Raw genomic sequence first — 17,871 nt, forward strand, 5'->3', positions numbered from 1 at the left:
GGGGTCGTCCCCGCAAGTTTCTCGCGCCGGGCTTCCCGCTGGATGCTTTCCCGGCATCCGCCCGGGACCGGACCGTGCCATGGCCCGCGCCATCGCTTTCCCGCATCGCTTTCCCCTGTGCCGCTGCCATGCGCCACGCAAGGCGGCCGGGCGCTACACTCGCCATTCGATGGATGAGCATGGAGTGCTTGCATGGGAGACTGGATCGATTTGCTGCAATGGCCGGCCATGGCCGCCTCGCTGCTGGCGGCGTGGCTGGTGGCTTCGCAACGGGCTGGCCGGCGCCTGTCCGGTTTCATCGTGTTCCTGGTCAGCAATGCGATGTGGATCGCCTGGGGCGTGCACGACGACGCCTGGGCATTGATCGCGTTAAACTGCTGCCTTGCCGTCACCAATATCCGCGGCATCGCCAAGAACCGCAAAGCCCAGGAAGATTCATGACCACACCCTTGCACATCGTTTGCCCCCATTGCGACGCCGTCAACCGCGTGCCGCAGGAGCGGCTCGGCGAGGCGCCCACCTGCGGCAAATGCCAGGCTTCGCTGTTTACCGGCCAGCCGGTCGACTTGTCCGGCGCGCGTTTCCTGAAACACGTCGAGCGCAGCGATATTCCGGTGCTGGTCGACTTCTGGGCACCGTGGTGCGGGCCGTGCCGCACGATGGCGCCGTTCTATGCGCAGGCTGCCCGGCAGCTGGAGCCACGCCTGCGCGTGGTGAAGGTCGATACCGAAGCCAACCAGGAACTGGGCGCGCGCCATGGTATCCGCAGCATTCCCACCCTGGCGCTGTTCAGCAACGGCCGGGAAGTGGCGCGCCAGCCCGGGGCGATGGACACGGGCAATATCCTGGCCTGGGTGCAGCGCAACCTGCAGGGCCCGCGGTGAAGGCGCCGAAGTCAAGGTAAGACAGTGAACGCCTTATAAGTAAATATAGTCGTTTACTTATTGTCGGGTTCGCCGTATAGTCGGCGCATGCACAAATCACTCCTGCTCACGGCGGCTTGCCTGCTGGCGCTGCTGTCCACCGTCGGCGCGTCGCTGCCGTATCCGATCCTGCCGCCGCTGTTCGCTTCCGGTACCGCCAACGGCCTGAACGCCTTCCTCGGCTTGCCGCCCAAGCTGCTGTTCGGCATCGCGCTGGCCATCAATCCGCTGGGCTTGCTGATCGGCGCTACGCTGCTGGGGCCGCTGTCCGACCGCTATGGCCGCCGGCCCCTGTTGCTGGGCACCGCCTACGGCGCCGCGGCCGGCCATGCGCTGACCGCCGTCGCGCTGGTGATGGAATCCTATCCGCTGTTCGTGCTGGCGCGCTTCGCCACCGGCCTGCTGGAGGGCAACGGGTCGATCTGCCGCGCGCTCATCGCGGAAAAATTCACGGGCGCCGAGCGGGCGCGCGGCCTGTCGCTGGTGAACGGGGCATTCCACCTGGGCTGGCTGGTGGGGCCGATGCTGGCTGGATTGACGCTCGGCTTCGGCATCGTGGTGCCATTCGCCGCCGCGATCGCCGCGCTGGTGCTGGCCGGCGTGCTGGCGGCGATCGCGCTGCCCCGCGAGCCGGCGTCCAGCGAAACCACGTCGGTGTGGCAGGTGGCAAGGCACCGCCATGCGTTGAACCTGCTGCGCCATGCCGAGCCGCGCACGCTGTTCTTCATCCAGCTGGCCGGTTTCTGCGGCGTGACGGCGTTCTACGAGTTCTACCCGTTGTGGCTGGTGGAAGAAGGGCAGTATGATGCCGCCCGGATCGCGCTGATCAACATGGCGATGTGCGGCATCATGACGGCCGCGTCCGTGGTGGCCGGGCACTACGCTGGCGGCGATTCGCTCCGCCGGGCCGGCTGGTTCGCCTGGGGCATCGCGCTGGCGGTCGCTTGCGTGGCGGTCGGCAACCTGTGGATGGGGCTCGTCGCTATCACGCTGTTCGGCATCCCCAACGCGTTCTTCAACGCGACCGTGCAGCCATGGGCGGCCGAGCGTTTCGCCGAGCACGGGCAGGGTGCCGTGATGGGCCTGATGTCGACCACGTTCTGCCTGGCCACCATCCTGATGGCGCTGGTCGGTTCGGTGCTGGTCCTGATCGATACGCGGCTCGTGCTGGCGGTGGGCGCCGCGGCGAGCCTGTGGGCCGGCTGGCGGCTGCATGGCTGGCGCCGCGAACTGGCGCCGGCATTGAAAGGAATCCATTGATGAACACCTCCGACCGTATCCTGTTCCTGCTGAAGACGCGCGGCCCGAAAACGGCGCAGCAGCTGGCCGACATGCTGGAGCTCACGTCGATGGGCGCGCGGCGCCACCTCGAAGCCGCCGAGGAAAAAGGCCTGGTGGCGTTCCAGGACGTGGCCGAGAAAGTAGGGCGGCCGTCGCGCCGCTGGCTGTTGACCGACGCCGGCCACGCGCGCTTCCCCGACCGCCATGCCGATCTCACCGTGGCCCTGATCGACCAGGTGAAGACCCTGTTCGGCGACGGCGCCATCGACAAGCTGATCGTTTCCCGCGAAGCCGCCAGCGAGGCGTTCTACCGCAACACCATCGGCGATGCCGCCGCGTTGCCGGAACGGGTGGCGGCGCTGGCCCACGCGCGCGATGTGGAAGGCTACATGGCCGAAGTGGAAACGCAGCCGGACGGCAGCCTGCTGCTGGTGGAAAACCACTGCCCGATCTGCGCCGCCGCCCGCGCCTGCCAGCAATTCTGCCGCTCCGAACTCGACGTCTTCCAGCGCGTGCTGGGCCCCGGCTGCGCCGTCGAGCGCACCGAGCACCAGCTGTCCGGCGCCCGGCGCTGCGCCTACCGCATCGTTCCCGTGGCGTGAGGCGCTGCTCAGCCCGGTAGCACCCAAAACCGGGGACAGGCTCCGATTATTATCGAAACCGGGTACAGGCTACGGTTACATTCGAAAGCTGTAAACGAAACCGGTGACAGGCTCCGATTCTTTTCGAAACCTGGAAGGCTCTGGAAATAAGCAAGAACTCCCTCCGGTATTGTCGAAAACCTGCGGCAGGCTTCGGAAGCGGCCCATTCGAAGGTCAAGAATAATCGGAGCCTGTCACCGGTTTCGCCGCCGGTTTTCGGTTCAGGCGCCGGGTTTCGCGGCCGTCGTGTAAAGTGGTAAAAACACAACGGAGGATCACCATGCCACTGGAAGAAGAGGAACGCCGCAAGTTCGTGGCGGAAGTCTGGAAACGCTACGAGGAAGTGCAGAACTGGGCGATCGCCAACTGGCCCGATGCCGAGCACCGGCTGTCGACCAGCGATTTCGTCGAAGGCCGCAAGGAGATCCTGGGCCTGGGCTTGCCGCCCGATCAAAAGCTCAAGCAGGAACCGCAGGCGGCCCCGGAGCCCGAGCAGGGCGGCCCGCAGTACCTGGATGTGACGCCCGCGCCCTGGCCTTGAACGTCACCCGCGCCGTGCGGGGATCCAGCACAGCAGGCTCACCACTAAACAGCCCCGCACTTCTCCCTCGTTCCGCCCGCGGGGCGCTGGGCCCGATCAGCCGCGCCGTGCGGGGATCCAGCACAGCAGGCTCACCACTAAACAGCCCCGCACTTCTCCCTCGTTCCGCCCGCGGGGCGCTGGGCCCGATCAGCCGCGCCGCGCGGGGATCCAGCACAGCAGGCTCACCACTAAACAGCCCAGCACTCCGCAAGCAAGCTTGAGCGCGCTGTCGAACAGCAGCGGCGCGACCAGCCCCGACACCAGCGCGAACAGCGTCATCTGGATGAACGATTGCAGGGAAGCCGCCAGGCCGCTGTTGTCCGGGAACAGGTTCATCGCCAGCAGCGACAGTGGCGGCATCGCCAGCGCCAGCGCCAGCGAATAGAAGAACAGCGGCAGCACGGCCCACGGCACTTCGGCGACGAAGAAATACGTGTACGCCACGTTGGCCAGTGCCGCCGCGGCCATGCCGGCATAGCTCATCCAGATCAGCTGCGCCTGCGTGCGCGAACGGGCCAGCTTGCCGGACAATCCCGACCCCACTACCATGCCCGCGACCAGCGGGATGAACAGCCAGCCGAACGCCGTTTCCGGCAGGTGCAGGATGTTCATGATGAAGTAGGCAGCCGAGCCGATGTACAGCGCGAAGCCGCCGAACGCCACGCCGAGCGCGGCCGACAGGAGCAGGAAGCGGCGATGGCGCAGCACCTTCAGGTAATTTGCCGCGATGAGCTTCACCTCGAATGGATGGCGCTTCGCCTGCGGCAGGCTTTCCGGCAGCCAGCGCCAGACGGCGAACAGCATCACCACGCCGAACAGGGCCAGGAACCAGAAGATCGAGCGCCAGCCCAGCGACACCTGCAGCCAGCCGCCGAGGATCGGCGCCAGCGCGGGTGCGAGGCCGAACACCATCATGATGTGGCCGAGGATCTTTTGCGCATCGGCGCCCTCGAAGCGGTCCTGCACGATGGCCCTGCCGACCACCGAACCGGCGCCGGACGACAGCCCCTGCAGCACGCGGCAGGCCAGCAGGAAGCCCAGCGAACCGGCCACCGCGCCGCCGACCGAGGCGATGATGTACAGCACCAGCGACCACAGGATCACGGGGCGGCGGCCCAGCGTGTCGGACAGGGTGCCGTAGAACAGCATCATGAAGGCAAAGCAGAACAGGAACAGCGACAGCGTCTGCTGGATCGCGATCGGCGTGGCGCCGAACTCGCCGGCGATCGCGGGGAACGAAGGCAGGTACGTATCGATGGCCAGCGGCCCCACCATCGTCAGGCCGGCCAGCAGCACCGTCAGCAGGATATTCATGGAGAGAGTATCGTTATTGTTTTTCGGGCGCGTATTGTACGCCAGCCGCGCCGTGCCTGCCGGCCGTACAGTTACCGGTTCGTCGCGGATTTGTCGTCGATTTGTCGCGGATTCGTCGCCGATGCACGGGCGATGCGATCCGATGCGAGCCGATAAATGCCGAGAAGAGCCGAGAAGAGCGAAGACAAGCCGATATGTCGGCGATTTGTGGTCATCCGTCTCCAGCCGTTTCCCGCGTCTGGCCGGCTCGCCGCAGAACGGCCATATCGATATGAGGTTATCGCATAACCGGGGTGGCGCGGATTTTCGTAGAATGCGCCTGCGCGCAGCCTGCGTGACATTTGAGTAAGTGAAGAACATGACTATCGATACCTTCGACGGCACCGGCGTCAAGCCTGCCCATTGGGACCTGGATGCCGTGGTCGCGGCATTGCGCGTATCGCGCGAGGCCACGCACAACATCCGCCACCAGCGCCGCGTCCGCGAGCTGCCGTCGCGCGAGGCGCTGACCACCATCGTCAACGGCCTGTCCGCCGTGCTGTTCCCCACGCACTACGGCCGGCCGAACCTGACCGACGAAAGCATCGACTATTTTGTCGGCGACACCCTGAACACCACGCTGAACCGCCTGACCGAACAGGTGCGGCGCGGCCTGCAGTTCGCCGACGATGCCGACATGGGCGAGGAAGCGCTGACCCAGAAGGCCCACGACATCACCCGAGCCTTCGCCGCCAGCCTGCCGCAGATCCGCGCGCTGCTGGTGTCGGACGTTCAGGCAGCCTATGCGGGCGACCCGGCGGCCACCTCGATCGCCGAGATCATGCTGTGCTATCCGGGCACCATCGCGATCCTGTACTACCGGCTGGCGCACCAGTTGCACCGGCTCGGTTCGCCCTTCCTGGCACGCATGATCTGCGATATCAGCCATTCGCTCACCGGCGTGGACATCCACCCCGGCGCGCAGATCGGCGCCAGCTTCTTCATCGACCACGGCACCGGTGTCGTGATCGGCGAAACGGCGATCCTGGGCGAGCGCGTGCGGCTGTACCAGCACGTCACGCTGGGCGCCAAGCGCTTCCCGACGGATGCTTCGGGCATGCTGATCAAGGGCACGCCGCGCCACCCGATCGTCGAGGACGACGTGGTGATCTACGCCGGCGCCACCGTGCTCGGCCGGATCACCATCGGCGCCGGCTCCACCATCGGCGGCAACGTGTGGCTGACGCAGAGCGTGCCGCCGCACAGCAACGTCTCCCAGGCGCAGATGCGCAGCGATTGAACAGCCGGCCGCCGGAACCGTTGCCGGAAAACCGGTGACAGGCTCCAATGCCGTCAAGTTCAGCCACCCCAAAGGCAGATTCCGGGGTCAGACCCGACGGGTCTGACCCCAGTAGTTCGCTGTTGGGGTGAATACATGCGCTTCCAATATGCCGCATGAAACTTGGCTTGACGGTCTTGGCGACAGGCTTTTGTTTCGGTAAATCTCCGTTGTACCGGGTGGACTGCTGCATCGGCAGGCTAGTGAGCGCCCGGAAAAATTCCTGTTAATCGGAGCCTGTCCCCGTTTTTGAAGAAACATTTTGCGTGACGCGCCGCTGCCGTTGCTGCGGGAATGTCCGGCCAAGGTCCGCCCGGCTACTCCGGCACTTCCCAGTCCTTCAACGCCAGGTCGCCCCGCTCGTACGCGGCCAGCACTTCCTTGGCGGCGGCCAGGTCGCGCTCGTGCACCAGCACGCGGGCGCCGCCCAGCGCGGGCGAGATCAGCTGGTCGACCTGGGAGTGGTGGTCGTCCGCCACGGCGGCGGCGATGCCGGCCGCGTTCAGGCAGCCGCGCAGCACGTGCGCCTGGGTGGGGTCGAGGCAGCGCGCCGCGATCCCGTAGTCATCCTTGATCTGGTCCTTGATCCCGGTATCGCCGACCCGGTCGTTCCCGCCGAACGCATCGCTGAAGAGGTTGGCCATCGTCGTCTCCTGTTTCCACCAATTATGGACGACGCCGGCGGAACAGGGCGCTACAGAGCGTGGCTGGCGTACAGCGCGTCGAGGATCTTGCCCTTCAGCGCCGCCTGGGCCGGGTCGCCGCGGCGGCGCGGGCCGGGCGGCGGCAGGTATTCGTCGCAGCGGCCGCCCGCGGTGCCGTCGAGCAGCACGATGCGGTCGCTGAGGAACAGCGCCTCATCCAGGTCATGGGTCACCATCAGCACCGTCAGCGCATGTTCGCGCGCCAGCCGCTTCAGCAAGTCCTGCAGGCGGATGCGCGTAAAGGCGTCGACGGCGGAAAACGGTTCGTCCAGCAGCAGCACGCGCGGCCGGTTGTACAGGCCGCGGGCGATGGCGGCGCGCTGCGCCTGGCCGCCGGAGAGCTGGCGCGGCAGGTAGTCGTCCAGGCCCGCCAGGCCCACGTCGGCCAGCAGGGGAGCCGGATCGGCCGTGCCGCCGAATGCCACGTTCTGCGCCACCGTCAGCCACGGGAACAGGCGCGGCTCCTGGAAGATCAGGCCGATGTCGGCCGATACGCCGTCCAGTGGCGCGCCGGCCAGCGCGACGCTGCCGTGCCAGTCGCGATCGAGCCCGGCGACGATGGACAGCAGGCTGCTCTTGCCGCTGCCGCTGGCGCCGATCAGCGACACGAACTCTCCTTCGGCGAGCCGCAGCCGCAAGTCGCGCAACACCGTGCGCGTGCCGAACGCCTTGCGGATCACGTGGATGTCGAGCAGTGCGTAAGCGGGATGGCTCATGCGGCCCTCGCCAGGTCGTCGCGCCATGCCAGCAGCCGGGATTCCAGGCGCCGCATCAGCGTGTCGCTGGCCTTGCCCAGCAGTGCCAGCAACAGGATCGCCGCAAGCACGATGTCGGCGCGGCCCGTTTCGCGGCCGTCGCTGAGCAGGTAGCCCAGGCCCCGGCTGGCCGCGATCAGTTCCGCCGCGACCATGAACATCCAGGCCAGCGACAGGCCGTTGCGCAAGCCCGTCATCAGCGACGGCAGGGCGGCCGGCAGCAGCACGCGCCGCGCCAGCGCCACGCTGCCCAGGCGGTACATGCGGCCCACTTCGACCAGCTTGCGGTCGACGCCGGCGATCCCGGATGCGGCGCCCAAATAGACCGGGAAGAAGGCGCCGATCGCGATCAGCACCAGCTTCGGCGCTTCGTCGATGCCCAGCCACAGCAGCAGCAGGGGCACCCAGGCCAGCGACGGTACCGCGCGCAAGGCCTGGAAAGTGGGGTCGAGCAGGGTGGCGATGCGCGCATTCAGCCCGACCGCGGCGCCGATGGCGATGCCCAGCAGCGCGCCGGCGGCATACCCGGCGGCCACGCGCAACGAACTGGCCAGCACGTGCCACAGCAGGTCGGCGTGCGCCAGTTGCGCGAGCGTGGCCGCGATCTCCGATGGCGGCGGCAGCAGGTGGGCCGGCACCGCGCCACCACGCACCAGGAGCTCCACACCCAGCAGCGCGATTGCAGGCAGCAGCAGGCCCCATGCCGGGTGCGGCCGGCCACGCCGCACCGCCGGCGCCGGCACCGGCGCGGAAGGGGCGTGGTCGGCGGCAGGCTGCCTGCCCACCAGGTCGATGCTCGAATGCAGTGCGGGTGGCGTCATCGTTACGCTTTCCCGGTCAGGGCGCGGGCAAAGCGCGTGTCGACCAGTTCGGCGATGGTGCGCTCCAGGTCGACGCCCGGCTTCACCAGTGCTTCCTGCCGCAGGATCGGCGCGGCCTGCCGCAGCGCGGCCACGTGTTCGCCGCCCGGCTGCGGCTGCGAGAAATCGGTGCGCAGCTTCACCTGCAGCAGCGCGACCGGCAGCGACACCTTGGCTTCCTCGGCCAGGATGCGCGCGGCTTCCGACGGATGGGCGACGATCCACTTGCGCGCCCGCTCGTACGCGGCCAGCACGCGCGTGACTTCTTCCGGCCGCTGCGCCAGGAATTGCTCGCGCACGTTCAGGAAGCCGTAGGTGTTGAAGGCCACGTTGCGGTAGATGAGCCGCGCGCCGCCTTCCAGCTCGCTGGCGGCCATGTGCGGATCGAGGCCCGCCCAGGCATCCACGCGGCCCTGTTCCAGCGCCGTGCGGCCATCCGCATGCTGCAGCGCCACGTGTTCGATGTCGCCGCGCTTCAGCCCCGCCTGTTTCAATGAACGCAGCAGGAACAGGTAGGGGTCGGTACCCTTGGTGGCCGCGACCTTCTTGCCCTTCAGGTCCGCCACCGAACGGATCGGCGAATCCTTGCGCACCACCAGCGCCGTCCATTCCGGGCGCGAATAGATGTAGGGCGTGCGGATCGGGTTGCCGTTGGCGCGCGCCAGCAGGGCGGCCAGGCCGGCCGAGGAGCCGATGTCGATGCTGTTGCCGTTCAGGTATTCGAGAGCCCGGTTGCTGCCGGCCGAGAGCACCCACTTGATGTCGGTGCCGGCCGGCCTGAAGGCTTCCTCGAGCCAGCCGAAGCGTTTCAGCACGAGGCTGGTCGGCGAGTAGTAAGCATAATCGAGGCGCAATTCCTTCAGCGGTTCGGCGGCGCGCGCAAGCGATGGCACGGCAAGCACCGCGGCGGCACCGGTGACGGATTTCAACAGGGTACGGCGTTTCATGGTTGGTTTTCCTGGAAGTTCATGTAGTGCGAAGTTACTTGCCCGCTTCGAGGGCGAGCTGGTAATCGGTCTTGGCGTAATCGGCGAAATGCTTGTTGGTGACCGCGAGGAATTCGCGTGAGCGGTAGGCAGCGGCGATGTCCTTCGCGAACTGCTTGTCCTTGTCCGCTGTCTTCACGGCCACCAGGTTCACGTAGTTCGGCGAGATCTTCTCGGTCTTCAGCGCATCGCGCAGCTTCAAACCGGAAGCCAGCGCGTAATTGCCATTGACGAAGGAGTAATCGGTATCCTGCAGGGAGCGGGGCAGTTGCGCGGCCTCCAGGGGTACCAGCCGGATCTTCTTCAGGTTCTGCGCCACGTCCCGCTCCGAGGCGCGCACCGGATCGACGCCCGGGCGCAGCTTGATCCAGCCGAGCTGCTCGAGCAGCACCAGCGCGCGCGCCTGGTTGGTCGGATCGTTCGGCAGCGCCACGGTACTGCCTTCCTTCACTTCGTCGAGGCGCTTGTGCTTCTTGCTGTAAATGGCGATCGGCGCCGTGGGCACCGTCACCAGCGGCACGATCGGCAGCTTGTGCTCGCCGGCGAACCGGTTCAGGTAGATCACATGCTGGAACACGTTGGCATCGAGCGAGCCCTCGGCCAGCGCGAAGTTCGGCTGGATATAGTCGTTGAACTCCACCAGCTTCACCTTGTAGCCCTGGCGTTCCAGGATCGGCTTGATGCCGAGCCTTACCTGGTCGGCATAGGGGCCGGCACTGGTGCCGATTACTACTTCCTTGGGATCTTTCGCGTGCACGGCAAGCTGGGTCGTCAAAGAGCACAGCAGCAAGGCAAACAGTACGGCGCGGCGTTGGTCGGTCATCATCACTCCTGGCGTTTGTCGAGCCGGCGCGCGAGGCGGGCGCCGGTGAACTGGATCACTTGCACGATCAGCACCAGCAGCAGCACGGTGGCGATCATCATTTCGGTTTCAAAGCGGTAGTAGCCGTAGCGGATGGCCAGGTCGCCGATGCCGCCGCCGCCCACCACGCCGGCCACCGCCGAATAGGACAGGAAGCTGATCGCCAGCACCGTCAGGGCCAGCACCAGGCCGGAGCGGGCTTCCACCAGCAGCACGCGCCAGACGATCTGCAGTTCGCTGGCGCCCATCGCATTGGACGCCTCGATCACGCCGCGCGGCACTTCGCGCAGGCTCTGTTCGACCAGGCGGGCGAAGTAGGGGATCGCCGCACAGGACAACGGCACGCTGGCCGCCAGCGGCCCGATCGAGGTGCCGGCAATGATGCGTGTAAAGGGCACCAGCGCCACCAGCAGGATGATGAACGGGAACGAGCGCACCGTATTCACGCACCAGCCCAGCACGGCCGCCGCGTAGCGGTTCTGCAGCGGCTGGCCGCGCGAGACGAGGAACAGCAGCACGCCCAGCGGGCCACCCAGCAGCACCGCCGCGGACAGGCCGATCGACAGCATCGCCAGCGTCTGTCCCAGTGCCGTCCACAGCTCGGGCAGGAGCTCCTGCAACTTGATCAGCGAAGCGGGCCAGTCACGCATGCAGCGCCTCCCGCGTGGCGCTGGCGAACAGCGGCAGCAGCTCGCGCCCCAGCGCGGTGACCGCGTGCGGCGTGCCGGGCCGCACGATCTCGGCCACTTCGCCCGCCTCGATCACGGCCACGCGGTGGCACAGGGCGGCCAGCACGTCGAGCTCGTGGCTGACGATCACGATGGTCACGCCGAGGCGCCTGTTCACGTCGGCCAGCGTGGCCAGGATGCTGCGCGTGGTCTCGGCATCGAGCGCGGAGGTGGGTTCGTCGCACAGCAGCACGGCCGGCCCGCTGGCCAGCGCCCGGGCGATCGCCACGCGCTGGCGCTGGCCGCCGGAGAGCTGGGCGGGCCAGGCCTGCGCCTTGTCTTCCAGGTGCACCAGCGCCAGGCAATCGGCCACGCGCCGTGCCATCGCCGCGCGGTCATGGCCGCCATGGATCTTCAGGGGGAAGGCCACGTTGTCGGCCACGGTGGCGTTCTGCAGCAGGTTGAAGCCCTGGAAGATCATGCCGATGTTCTGGCGCGCCGCACGCAGCGCGTGCTTGCCCAGGCGCGTCAGCTCCTCGCCATCGACCGTCACGGTGCCGGCATCGGGCCGCTCCAGCAGGTTGAACAGGCGCAGCAGCGTGGACTTGCCGGCGCCGCTGCGGCCGGCGATGCCGAAGATCTCGCCAGCACCGATGTCGAGCGATACGTCGCGCACGGCGGCCACGCCGGTGCCCCGGTCCGTGCCGAACGAGCGTGACACGCCGCGCAGGCGGATCAGCGGCGCCGCGGGCGGCAGATGATGAAGCGCGTTCAAGGTCTTGTCCCCGCTCACGAATAGGGGCCCGGCTCGGGCAGCGTGCCGGACAGCGCGTAACGTCCCAGGTCGCGGTACTTGTAGTCGACCGGGTCGTGCAGCGTGTGCACGCGGGCGTTGCGCCAGTAGCGGTCGAAGCCGAAGCGGGCCGACGTGGAGCGGGCGCCCGTCAACTCGAACAGCTGGCTGCCGATCTCGATGGCGGCGCGGTGCGCCAGCACTTTCGCCTCGGCGCCGGCGATGGCCAGTTCGCCCCGTTCGCGCGCCGTCACGTCGTGCCCGCGGCGGAACACGCGTTCCAGTTCGCGGCCGGCGTGATCGGCCAGCACCACGGCCGGCCGCAGCAGCGTCCACAGCTCGCCGTAGCGGTGCTGGATGAACGGATCGTCCGCCGCGGTCGCGACGCCGGCGGCGAACCAGGGCCGCGCCTCGCCGACCGTATAGTCGCGCGCGGCGGCGAACGCGCCTTCGGCGATGCCCAAGTACAGGTTCGTCATGATCAGTTGCGCCACTTGCGAGCGCACGGTGGACAGCGGCGTGGCCGGCTGGCCCGGCTGCTGCAGCACGAGGCCGATCGGCAGCAGCGTATTGTGGAATTGCACGGTGCCGCTGTCGGTCTGCTTCTGGCCGAACGCATCCCAGTCGGCGCGCACGTCGACGCCGTCGGCGCCGGTCGGCAGCACGCCGATCAGGGGCGCCTGCGTGGGCTCGTACCAGGCGGAGATCGTCAGCCAGTCCGAGCCCACCGAGCCGGACGCGAAGCTCTTGATGCCATCGAGCAGGAAGCCGCCTTTCGCATCGGTCGCGACGAGGCGCCGGTCCAGCGGATTGAGCGCATTCCCCCAGAACAGGCCATCGTCGACGCTGGCATGCAGCAGGTGGCGCTGCTGCTGCTGGGTGCCATATAGCTGGATGCCGGCCAGCTGCAGGTGGTGGAAACCGAACACGTGGGCCAGCGCGCTGTCGGCGCGCGCCAGGATGCGCACCGCCTGCAGCGTGGTATCCCAGCCCGCGCCGTGGCCACCGAAGTCGGTGGGGATCGACATTGCCAGCAGGCCGGATGCGCGGATCAGCTGGCGCTCGTGGCGCGCGTGGCCGCCGGCCGCATCGCGTTCGATGGCCGTGGTGGCCAGTTCGGCGGCCAGCGCGGCGGCGACGGCAAGCGGATCGGCACGCGGTGTCGCTTGCGGGCCCGCAGGCGGAGCCGCAAGCGGAAGAATATTTGGCAGGACGGATTCGGGTGCGTTCATGGATGCCTGGATGGATGACTGCGCGGACAGGGCACGAGTATCGCGTCACCGTCAAACACCCGTCCACGAAGAAAAGCACGCTTTGATATGCGGAGAAATCATGGTGAAAAAAACACATATCGAAGTGCGAAAGCATTCGTTCTGCAACCCGTGGCGCTGCCTTAGTCTTGCAACCATTGAATTGTCATAACAAGGCGAACAGACATGAGCATCCTCCTGATTTCCGGCAGCCCCGCGGTACCATCCTCCTCCAGCCGGCTCCTTCACCACATCGGCGACAAGCTGGCGGCGCACGGCCACCGCACCACCCGCCTGGACGTGCGCGACCTGCCCGCACAGGCGCTGCTGGCGGCCGATCCCACGGACGCCGTGGTGCGCGCCGCACTGGCCGAAGTGGCCGACGCCGATGCCGTGATCGTCGCCACTCCTGTCTACAAGGCGGCCTACGCCGGCGTGCTGAAAGCCTTCCTGGACCTGCTGCCGCAGAACGGCCTGGCCGGCAAGATCGTACTGCCGGTGGCGACGGGCGGCAGCCAGTCCCACCTGCTGGCGCTCGATTACGCGCTGCGCCCCGTTCTGCATGCGCTGGAAGCGGACCAGGTACTGACCAGCATCTACGCCACCTCGCAGCAGGTGCAGTGGAGCGAGCAGGAAGGCGTGCTGCTGGCGCCGGAGATCGCCGTGCGCGTGGCCGCCGGCGTGGCCACGCTGGACCGTGCGCTCGGCTACCGCAGCGCCGCCGAGCAACTGGCGAACGCCGCGGCGCGTTCGCTGCAGGATCACCCTTACGTTTCGCAGGCGGCATGATGACGACCCATTCCAAACGCACACTGCGGCGCCGCACGCTGGGATTGCTGGTCGCCAGCGCCATTGCCGGCGCTTCCGTGATCGCGCCGCTGGCCCAGGCGCAGGACAAAAAGGTGGTGCGCATCGGCTACCAGAAATACGGCACGCTGACCCTGCTGAAAGGGCGCGGCACGCTGGAGAAGCGGCTGGCGCCGCAGGGCGTGACGGTGCAGTGGACCGAATTCCCGGCCGGCCCGCAACTGCTCGAAGGCCTGAACGTCGGCAGCATCGACTTCGGCACAGTCGGCGAGGCGCCGCCGATTTTTGCCCAGGCGGCCGGCGCGGCCCTGGTCTACGTGGGCAACGAGCCGCCGTCGCCGCACAGCGAGGCGATCGTCGTGCCGAAGGATTCGCAGATCAGGAGCGTGGTCCAGCTGAAGGGCAAGCGCGTGGCGCTGAACAAGGGCTCCAACGTGCATTACCTGCTGCTGCGGGCACTGGAGCAGGCCGGCGTGGCGTACAAGGATATCCAGCCGGTCTACCTGCCGCCGGCCGACGCCCGGGCGGCGTTCGAGCGCGGTGCCGTCGATGCGTGGGTGATCTGGGATCCGTTCTTCGCCGCCGCGCAAAAGCAGCTCGGTGCCCGCGTGCTGGCCGATGGCAAGGGCCTGGTCGCCAATCACCAGTTCTACCTGGCGTCGCGCGACTGGGCGCGCGCCAATCCCGCCCTGCAGCAGGTGCTGCTCGAGGAAATCGGCAAGGTCGACGACTGGGGGCGCGATAACGCGAAAGAAGTCACTGCCATCCTGGCCGCCCAGACGGGACTCGAACCTGCCGTGGTGGCGCTGGCCGCGTCGCGCTACAGCTACGGTGTCAAGCCCGTGTCGGACCAGGTGCTGCGCGAACAGCAGAAGATCGCCGATGCCTTCGCCAGCCTGAAGCTGATCCCGAAACCGATCGCCATCAAGGATGCCGTGCTGGCATCGGCGAAGTAAGCGCCATCTCAGTCATTTCATAGTGGAGTTTTCATGTCGTTGAATTTGTTCTGGTTCATTCCCACCCACGGCGACAGCCGTTACCTGGGCACGTCGAAAGGCGCGCGCGCCGTCGATGCCGACTACCTCCGGCAGGTGGCCGTGGCGGCCGACACGCTGGGCTACGACGGCGTGCTGCTGCCCACCGGGCGCTCGTGCGAGGATGCCTGGGTAGTCGCATCCTCGCTCATCCATGCGACGAAGAAGCTGAAGTTCCTCGTCGCGGTCCGGCCGGGCCTGTCCACGCCCGGCCTGGCGGTGCGCATGGCTGCCACGTTCGACCGGCTGTCGAACGGACGGCTGCTGATCAACGTGGTCACCGGCGGCGATCCCACCGAGCTGGCGGCGGACGGCCTGACGGCCAACCATGCCGAGCGCTACGAGATCTCGGATGAATTCATCCGCATCTGGCGCGGCGCGCTGTCCGGCGAGGGCGGCGATGCCGGCTTCGATTTCGAGGGCAAGCACCTGCGCGTGAAAGGCGCGAAAACGCTGTACCCGCCCGTGCAGAAACCGTATCCGCCGCTGTACTTCGGCGGTTCGTCGGAAGCGGCGCATGAACTGGCGGCGGAACAGATGGATGTGTACCTGACCTGGGGCGAACCGCCGGCCGCCGTGGCCGAGAAGATCGCCGATATCCGCCGGCGCGCCGCCGAGCATGGCCGCACGGTGAAGTTCGGCATCCGCCTGCACGTGATCGTGCGCGAGACGAACGAGGAAGCGTGGCAGGCGGCCGAGAGGCTGATCTCGCACCTGGACGACGACGTGATCGCCAAGGCGCAGGCATCGTTCGCCCGCATGGATTCGGAAGGGCAGCGCCGCATGGCCGCGCTGCACGGCGGCCGGCGCGACAAGCTGGAAGTGTCGCCGAACCTGTGGGCCGGCGTGGGCCTGGTGCGCGGCGGTGCCGGCACGGCGCTGGTGGGCGATGCCGAAACGGTGGCCGCGCGCATCCGCGAGTATGCCGACCTGGGCATCGAGACCTTCATCTTCTCCGGTTATCCGCACCTGGAAGAATCGTACCGCTTCGCCGAACTGGTGTTCCCACTGCTGGGCAAGGGAAAAGAGCAGGGCGAGGTGTCGATCACCGGGCCGTTCGGCGAAGTGATGGCCACCGACATCGTGCCGAAGAAGGCGGCGTGAGATGAGCAGCGCCCAAGCACACGCACCGCAGGCGGTGCCGCGGCCCGGTCCCTGGGCGCGCCTGAACGTGGCGCTGGCCCCGTGGCTGCTGCCGATCTTCCTGCTGCTGGCGTGGGAAGTCTCGGCCCGCACCGGCTGGCTGTCGAGCCGCATCCTGCCCGAGCCGCTGGCCGTGGCCGCCGCGTTCTGGACGCTGGCCGCCTCCGGCGAGCTGTGGGAGCACCTCAGCACGAGCCTGTGGCGGGCGGCTTCCGGCTTCGCGGTCGGCGCCGGCCTCGGACTGGCCCTGGGCCTGCTGACGGGCAGCTTCCGCCGCGCCGAAACGCTGCTGGACACCACGCTGCAGATGGTGCGGAACATTCCCGCGCTGGCCCTGATTCCGCTGGTGATCCTGTGGTTCGGCATCGATGAAACGGCCAAGCTGTTTTTGCTGGCGGTGGGCGTGTTCTTCCCGGTCTACCTGAACACGTTCCACGGCATCCGCGCCACCGACGCGGGGCTGGTCGAGATGGCCAAGAGCTATGGCCTGAAGGGCTGGCCGCTGTACCGCGACGTGATCCTGCCCGGGGCGCTGCCGTCGATCCTGGTGGGCGTGCGGTTCTCGCTCGGCCTCGTGTGGGTGCTGCTGATCGTGGCCGAGACCATTTCCGCCCAGGCCGGCATCGGCTACATGACGATGAACGCCCGCGAGTTCCTGCAGACCGACGTGGTGCTGGTGGGGATCCTGCTGTACGCGATCCTCGGCAAGCTGGCCGACCTGGTGGCCCGCGCGCTGGAGCGCCGGCTGCTCCGCTGGAATCCCGCTTACCTTTGAAAGACTACTGAAAGAGCACGATGCTGCATGCGACCTTACCCCTCGATACTGAACCGTTCGCCTTTACTCCCGAGCCCGTGGAAGCGGCACCGGCGCGCCGGCCGCTGCGGCGGCAGGGTGTCGGTGTCCACCTGGAAGGGCTGACGAAATCGTTCGGCGCGCGCCGCGTGCTCGATGGCATCGGCCTGGAACTGAAGGCGGGCGAGTTCGTTGCCATCGTCGGCCGCAGCGGTTGCGGCAAGAGCACGCTGCTGCGCACGATCGCGGGGCTCGATGCGGTCGACAGCGGGCGCGTGGCGGTCGGCCAGGATGTCCGGCAGGGCGCGACAGGCGAGGATTCCCCGCTGCGCATGATGTTCCAGGAAGCCCGGCTGCTGCCGTGGAAGACCGTGCTGGAAAACGTCGCGCTGGGCTTGCGCAGCGGCCAGCAACCCGGCTTGCACGCGGCGGCTGGCGCGCTGGCCGCCGTCGGCCTCGCGGACCGGGCCGATGCCTGGCCGGCCCAGTTGTCCGGCGGGCAGCGGCAGCGCGTGGCGCTGGCCCGGGCGCTGGTACATGAACCGTCGCTGCTGCTGCTCGACGAACCGCTCGGCGCCCTCGACGCGCTGACGCGCATCGAGATGCAGCAGCTGATCGAATCGCTGTGGCGCCAGCGCGGCTTCACCGCCGTGCTCGTCACCCACGACGTGCAGGAAGCGGTGGCGCTGGCCGACCGCGTGCTGCTGATCGAAGAAGGCCGCATCACCCTCGACCTCGCCGTCGACCTGCCACGCCCCCGCACCCGCGGCAATCCCGCCTTCGCCGCCCTGGAAGAAAAGCTGCTGGGCCGGCTGCTGGCGCGCTGATGCACGCTATTACAGTCGAGCTCGTGTCATGGTGCCTGACCCCGTGACACGAGCTGAACTACTCCATTACAGTCGAGTCCGTGTCAGGGTGCCTGACCCCCTGACACGGACTCGACTGTAATTCTTTCAGCGCCGTCGGCATGGGGGCGGGCACCTTAGACGCAAGCAACCAGCCGCACCGGGCGTGCCGTGATGTTCAGTACAGGATGACTCGCCGCTTACCGTCGAGTTCGTGTCATGGTGCCTGACCCCCTGCCATGGTCGATGTGCGTGCCACGGTTGAGTTCGTGTCACCGTGCCTGGCACCATGACACGAGCTCGACCATTT

20 protein-coding genes are annotated in these 17,871 nt (G+C 67.6%); 11 read left to right on the forward strand and 9 right to left on the reverse strand.

Translation table 11 applies throughout. From position 1 onward, the window contains the following. Positions 1-192 precede the first annotated feature (192 nt). The 5 genes from EYF70_RS09170 to EYF70_RS09190 all read left to right on the forward strand — a co-directional run bounded on the left by EYF70_RS09170 (position 193) and on the right by EYF70_RS09190 (position 3,387). Positions 193-441 carry a hypothetical protein gene (locus tag EYF70_RS09170; protein ID WP_131145122.1) on the forward strand — a complete coding sequence of 83 codons (249 nt, stop codon included), beginning with the start codon at positions 193-195 and terminating at the stop codon, positions 439-441. After that, positions 438-884: a thioredoxin TrxC gene (gene trxC, locus EYF70_RS09175; RefSeq protein WP_131145123.1), complete on the forward strand. Its 447-nt coding sequence runs from the start codon at positions 438-440 to the stop codon at positions 882-884. Before EYF70_RS09170 ends, trxC begins: the two co-directional genes overlap by 4 nt. Positions 885-971: 87 nt before the next feature. Beyond that, positions 972-2,183, forward strand: coding sequence for an MFS transporter (locus EYF70_RS09180; protein WP_131145124.1), 1,212 nt, complete (start codon positions 972-974; stop codon positions 2,181-2,183). Continuing rightward, complete coding sequence (locus tag EYF70_RS09185; protein ID WP_131145125.1) at positions 2,183-2,806, forward strand: helix-turn-helix transcriptional regulator; 624 nt, start codon at positions 2,183-2,185, stop codon at positions 2,804-2,806. The genes EYF70_RS09180 and EYF70_RS09185 overlap by 1 nt, the downstream gene beginning before the upstream one ends. Positions 2,807-3,126: 320 nt before the next feature. Beyond that, a complete protein-coding gene (locus tag EYF70_RS09190) occupies positions 3,127-3,387 on the forward strand; it encodes a hypothetical protein (protein WP_131145126.1) in 261 nt (86 codons plus the stop codon). Between the two features lie 189 nt (positions 3,388-3,576). Here the strand turns inward: EYF70_RS09190 and EYF70_RS09195 are convergent, their stop codons facing one another. Beyond that, a complete protein-coding gene (locus tag EYF70_RS09195) occupies positions 3,577-4,743 on the reverse strand; it encodes a multidrug effflux MFS transporter (protein WP_131145127.1) in 1,167 nt (388 codons plus the stop codon). 358 nt (positions 4,744-5,101) lie between these two features. On the opposite strand from EYF70_RS09195, the gene epsC reads away from it, so the two are divergent. Then, positions 5,102-6,022: a serine O-acetyltransferase EpsC gene (gene epsC / locus EYF70_RS09200; protein ID WP_131145128.1), complete on the forward strand. Its 921-nt coding sequence runs from the start codon at positions 5,102-5,104 to the stop codon at positions 6,020-6,022. A 356-nt stretch (positions 6,023-6,378) separates the two neighbouring features. On the opposite strand, the gene EYF70_RS09205 is transcribed toward epsC, so the two are convergent. From EYF70_RS09205 to EYF70_RS09240, 8 genes are read right to left on the reverse strand one after another with little or no spacing between them, the layout of a single operon-like run. Then, a complete protein-coding gene (locus EYF70_RS09205) occupies positions 6,379-6,705 on the reverse strand; it encodes a putative signal transducing protein (RefSeq protein ID WP_229420778.1) in 327 nt (108 codons plus the stop codon). 50 nt (positions 6,706-6,755) lie between these two features. Next, on the reverse strand, positions 6,756-7,481 hold the full coding sequence (locus EYF70_RS09210) for an ABC transporter ATP-binding protein (RefSeq protein ID WP_131145129.1): 726 nt from the start codon (positions 7,479-7,481) through the stop codon (positions 6,756-6,758). Beyond that, entirely contained in the window at positions 7,478-8,341 is an 864-nt protein-coding gene (locus tag EYF70_RS09215; RefSeq protein ID WP_131145130.1) for an ABC transporter permease, read from the reverse strand. Before EYF70_RS09215 ends, EYF70_RS09210 begins: the two co-directional genes overlap by 4 nt. Positions 8,342-8,343: 2 nt before the next feature. Continuing rightward, positions 8,344-9,327, reverse strand: a complete 984-nt coding sequence (locus tag EYF70_RS09220) for an aliphatic sulfonate ABC transporter substrate-binding protein (protein ID WP_131145131.1) — start codon at positions 9,325-9,327, stop codon at positions 8,344-8,346. A gap of 34 nt (positions 9,328-9,361) precedes the next feature. Continuing rightward, entirely contained in the window at positions 9,362-10,189 is an 828-nt protein-coding gene (locus EYF70_RS09225) for a MetQ/NlpA family ABC transporter substrate-binding protein (protein WP_131148992.1), read from the reverse strand. A 2-nt stretch (positions 10,190-10,191) separates the two neighbouring features. Next, a complete protein-coding gene (locus EYF70_RS09230) occupies positions 10,192-10,878 on the reverse strand; it encodes a methionine ABC transporter permease (RefSeq protein WP_131145132.1) in 687 nt (228 codons plus the stop codon). Next, entirely contained in the window at positions 10,871-11,671 is an 801-nt protein-coding gene (locus EYF70_RS09235) for a methionine ABC transporter ATP-binding protein (protein ID WP_131145133.1), read from the reverse strand. Before EYF70_RS09235 ends, EYF70_RS09230 begins: the two co-directional genes overlap by 8 nt. A 14-nt stretch (positions 11,672-11,685) precedes the next feature. Beyond that, a complete protein-coding gene (locus tag EYF70_RS09240) occupies positions 11,686-12,921 on the reverse strand; it encodes an acyl-CoA dehydrogenase family protein (RefSeq protein ID WP_131145134.1) in 1,236 nt (411 codons plus the stop codon). Positions 12,922-13,125: 204 nt separating this feature from the next. On the opposite strand from EYF70_RS09240, the gene ssuE reads away from it, so the two are divergent. From ssuE to EYF70_RS09265, 5 genes are read left to right on the forward strand one after another with little or no spacing between them, the layout of a single operon-like run. After that, on the forward strand, positions 13,126-13,728 hold the full coding sequence (gene ssuE, locus EYF70_RS09245; protein WP_131145135.1) for an NADPH-dependent FMN reductase: 603 nt from the start codon (positions 13,126-13,128) through the stop codon (positions 13,726-13,728). Continuing rightward, positions 13,725-14,702: a sulfonate ABC transporter substrate-binding protein gene (locus EYF70_RS09250; protein WP_131145136.1), complete on the forward strand. Its 978-nt coding sequence runs from the start codon at positions 13,725-13,727 to the stop codon at positions 14,700-14,702. The genes ssuE and EYF70_RS09250 overlap by 4 nt, the downstream gene beginning before the upstream one ends. Positions 14,703-14,735: 33 nt before the next feature. Further along, entirely contained in the window at positions 14,736-15,884 is a 1,149-nt protein-coding gene (gene ssuD / locus EYF70_RS09255; RefSeq protein ID WP_131145137.1) for an FMNH2-dependent alkanesulfonate monooxygenase, read from the forward strand. Between the two features lies 1 nt (position 15,885). After that, positions 15,886-16,698, forward strand: coding sequence for an aliphatic sulfonate ABC transporter permease SsuC (gene ssuC / locus EYF70_RS09260; protein ID WP_131145138.1), 813 nt, complete (start codon positions 15,886-15,888; stop codon positions 16,696-16,698). A gap of 20 nt (positions 16,699-16,718) precedes the next feature. After that, positions 16,719-17,543, forward strand: a complete 825-nt coding sequence (locus EYF70_RS09265; protein WP_131145139.1) for an ATP-binding cassette domain-containing protein — start codon at positions 16,719-16,721, stop codon at positions 17,541-17,543. Positions 17,544-17,871: the final 328 nt, after the last annotated feature.

It is taken from the genome of Pseudoduganella albidiflava (genome assembly GCF_004322755.1).
GTDB classification, from domain to species: Bacteria; Pseudomonadota; Gammaproteobacteria; order Burkholderiales; family Burkholderiaceae_D; genus Rugamonas; species Rugamonas albidiflava.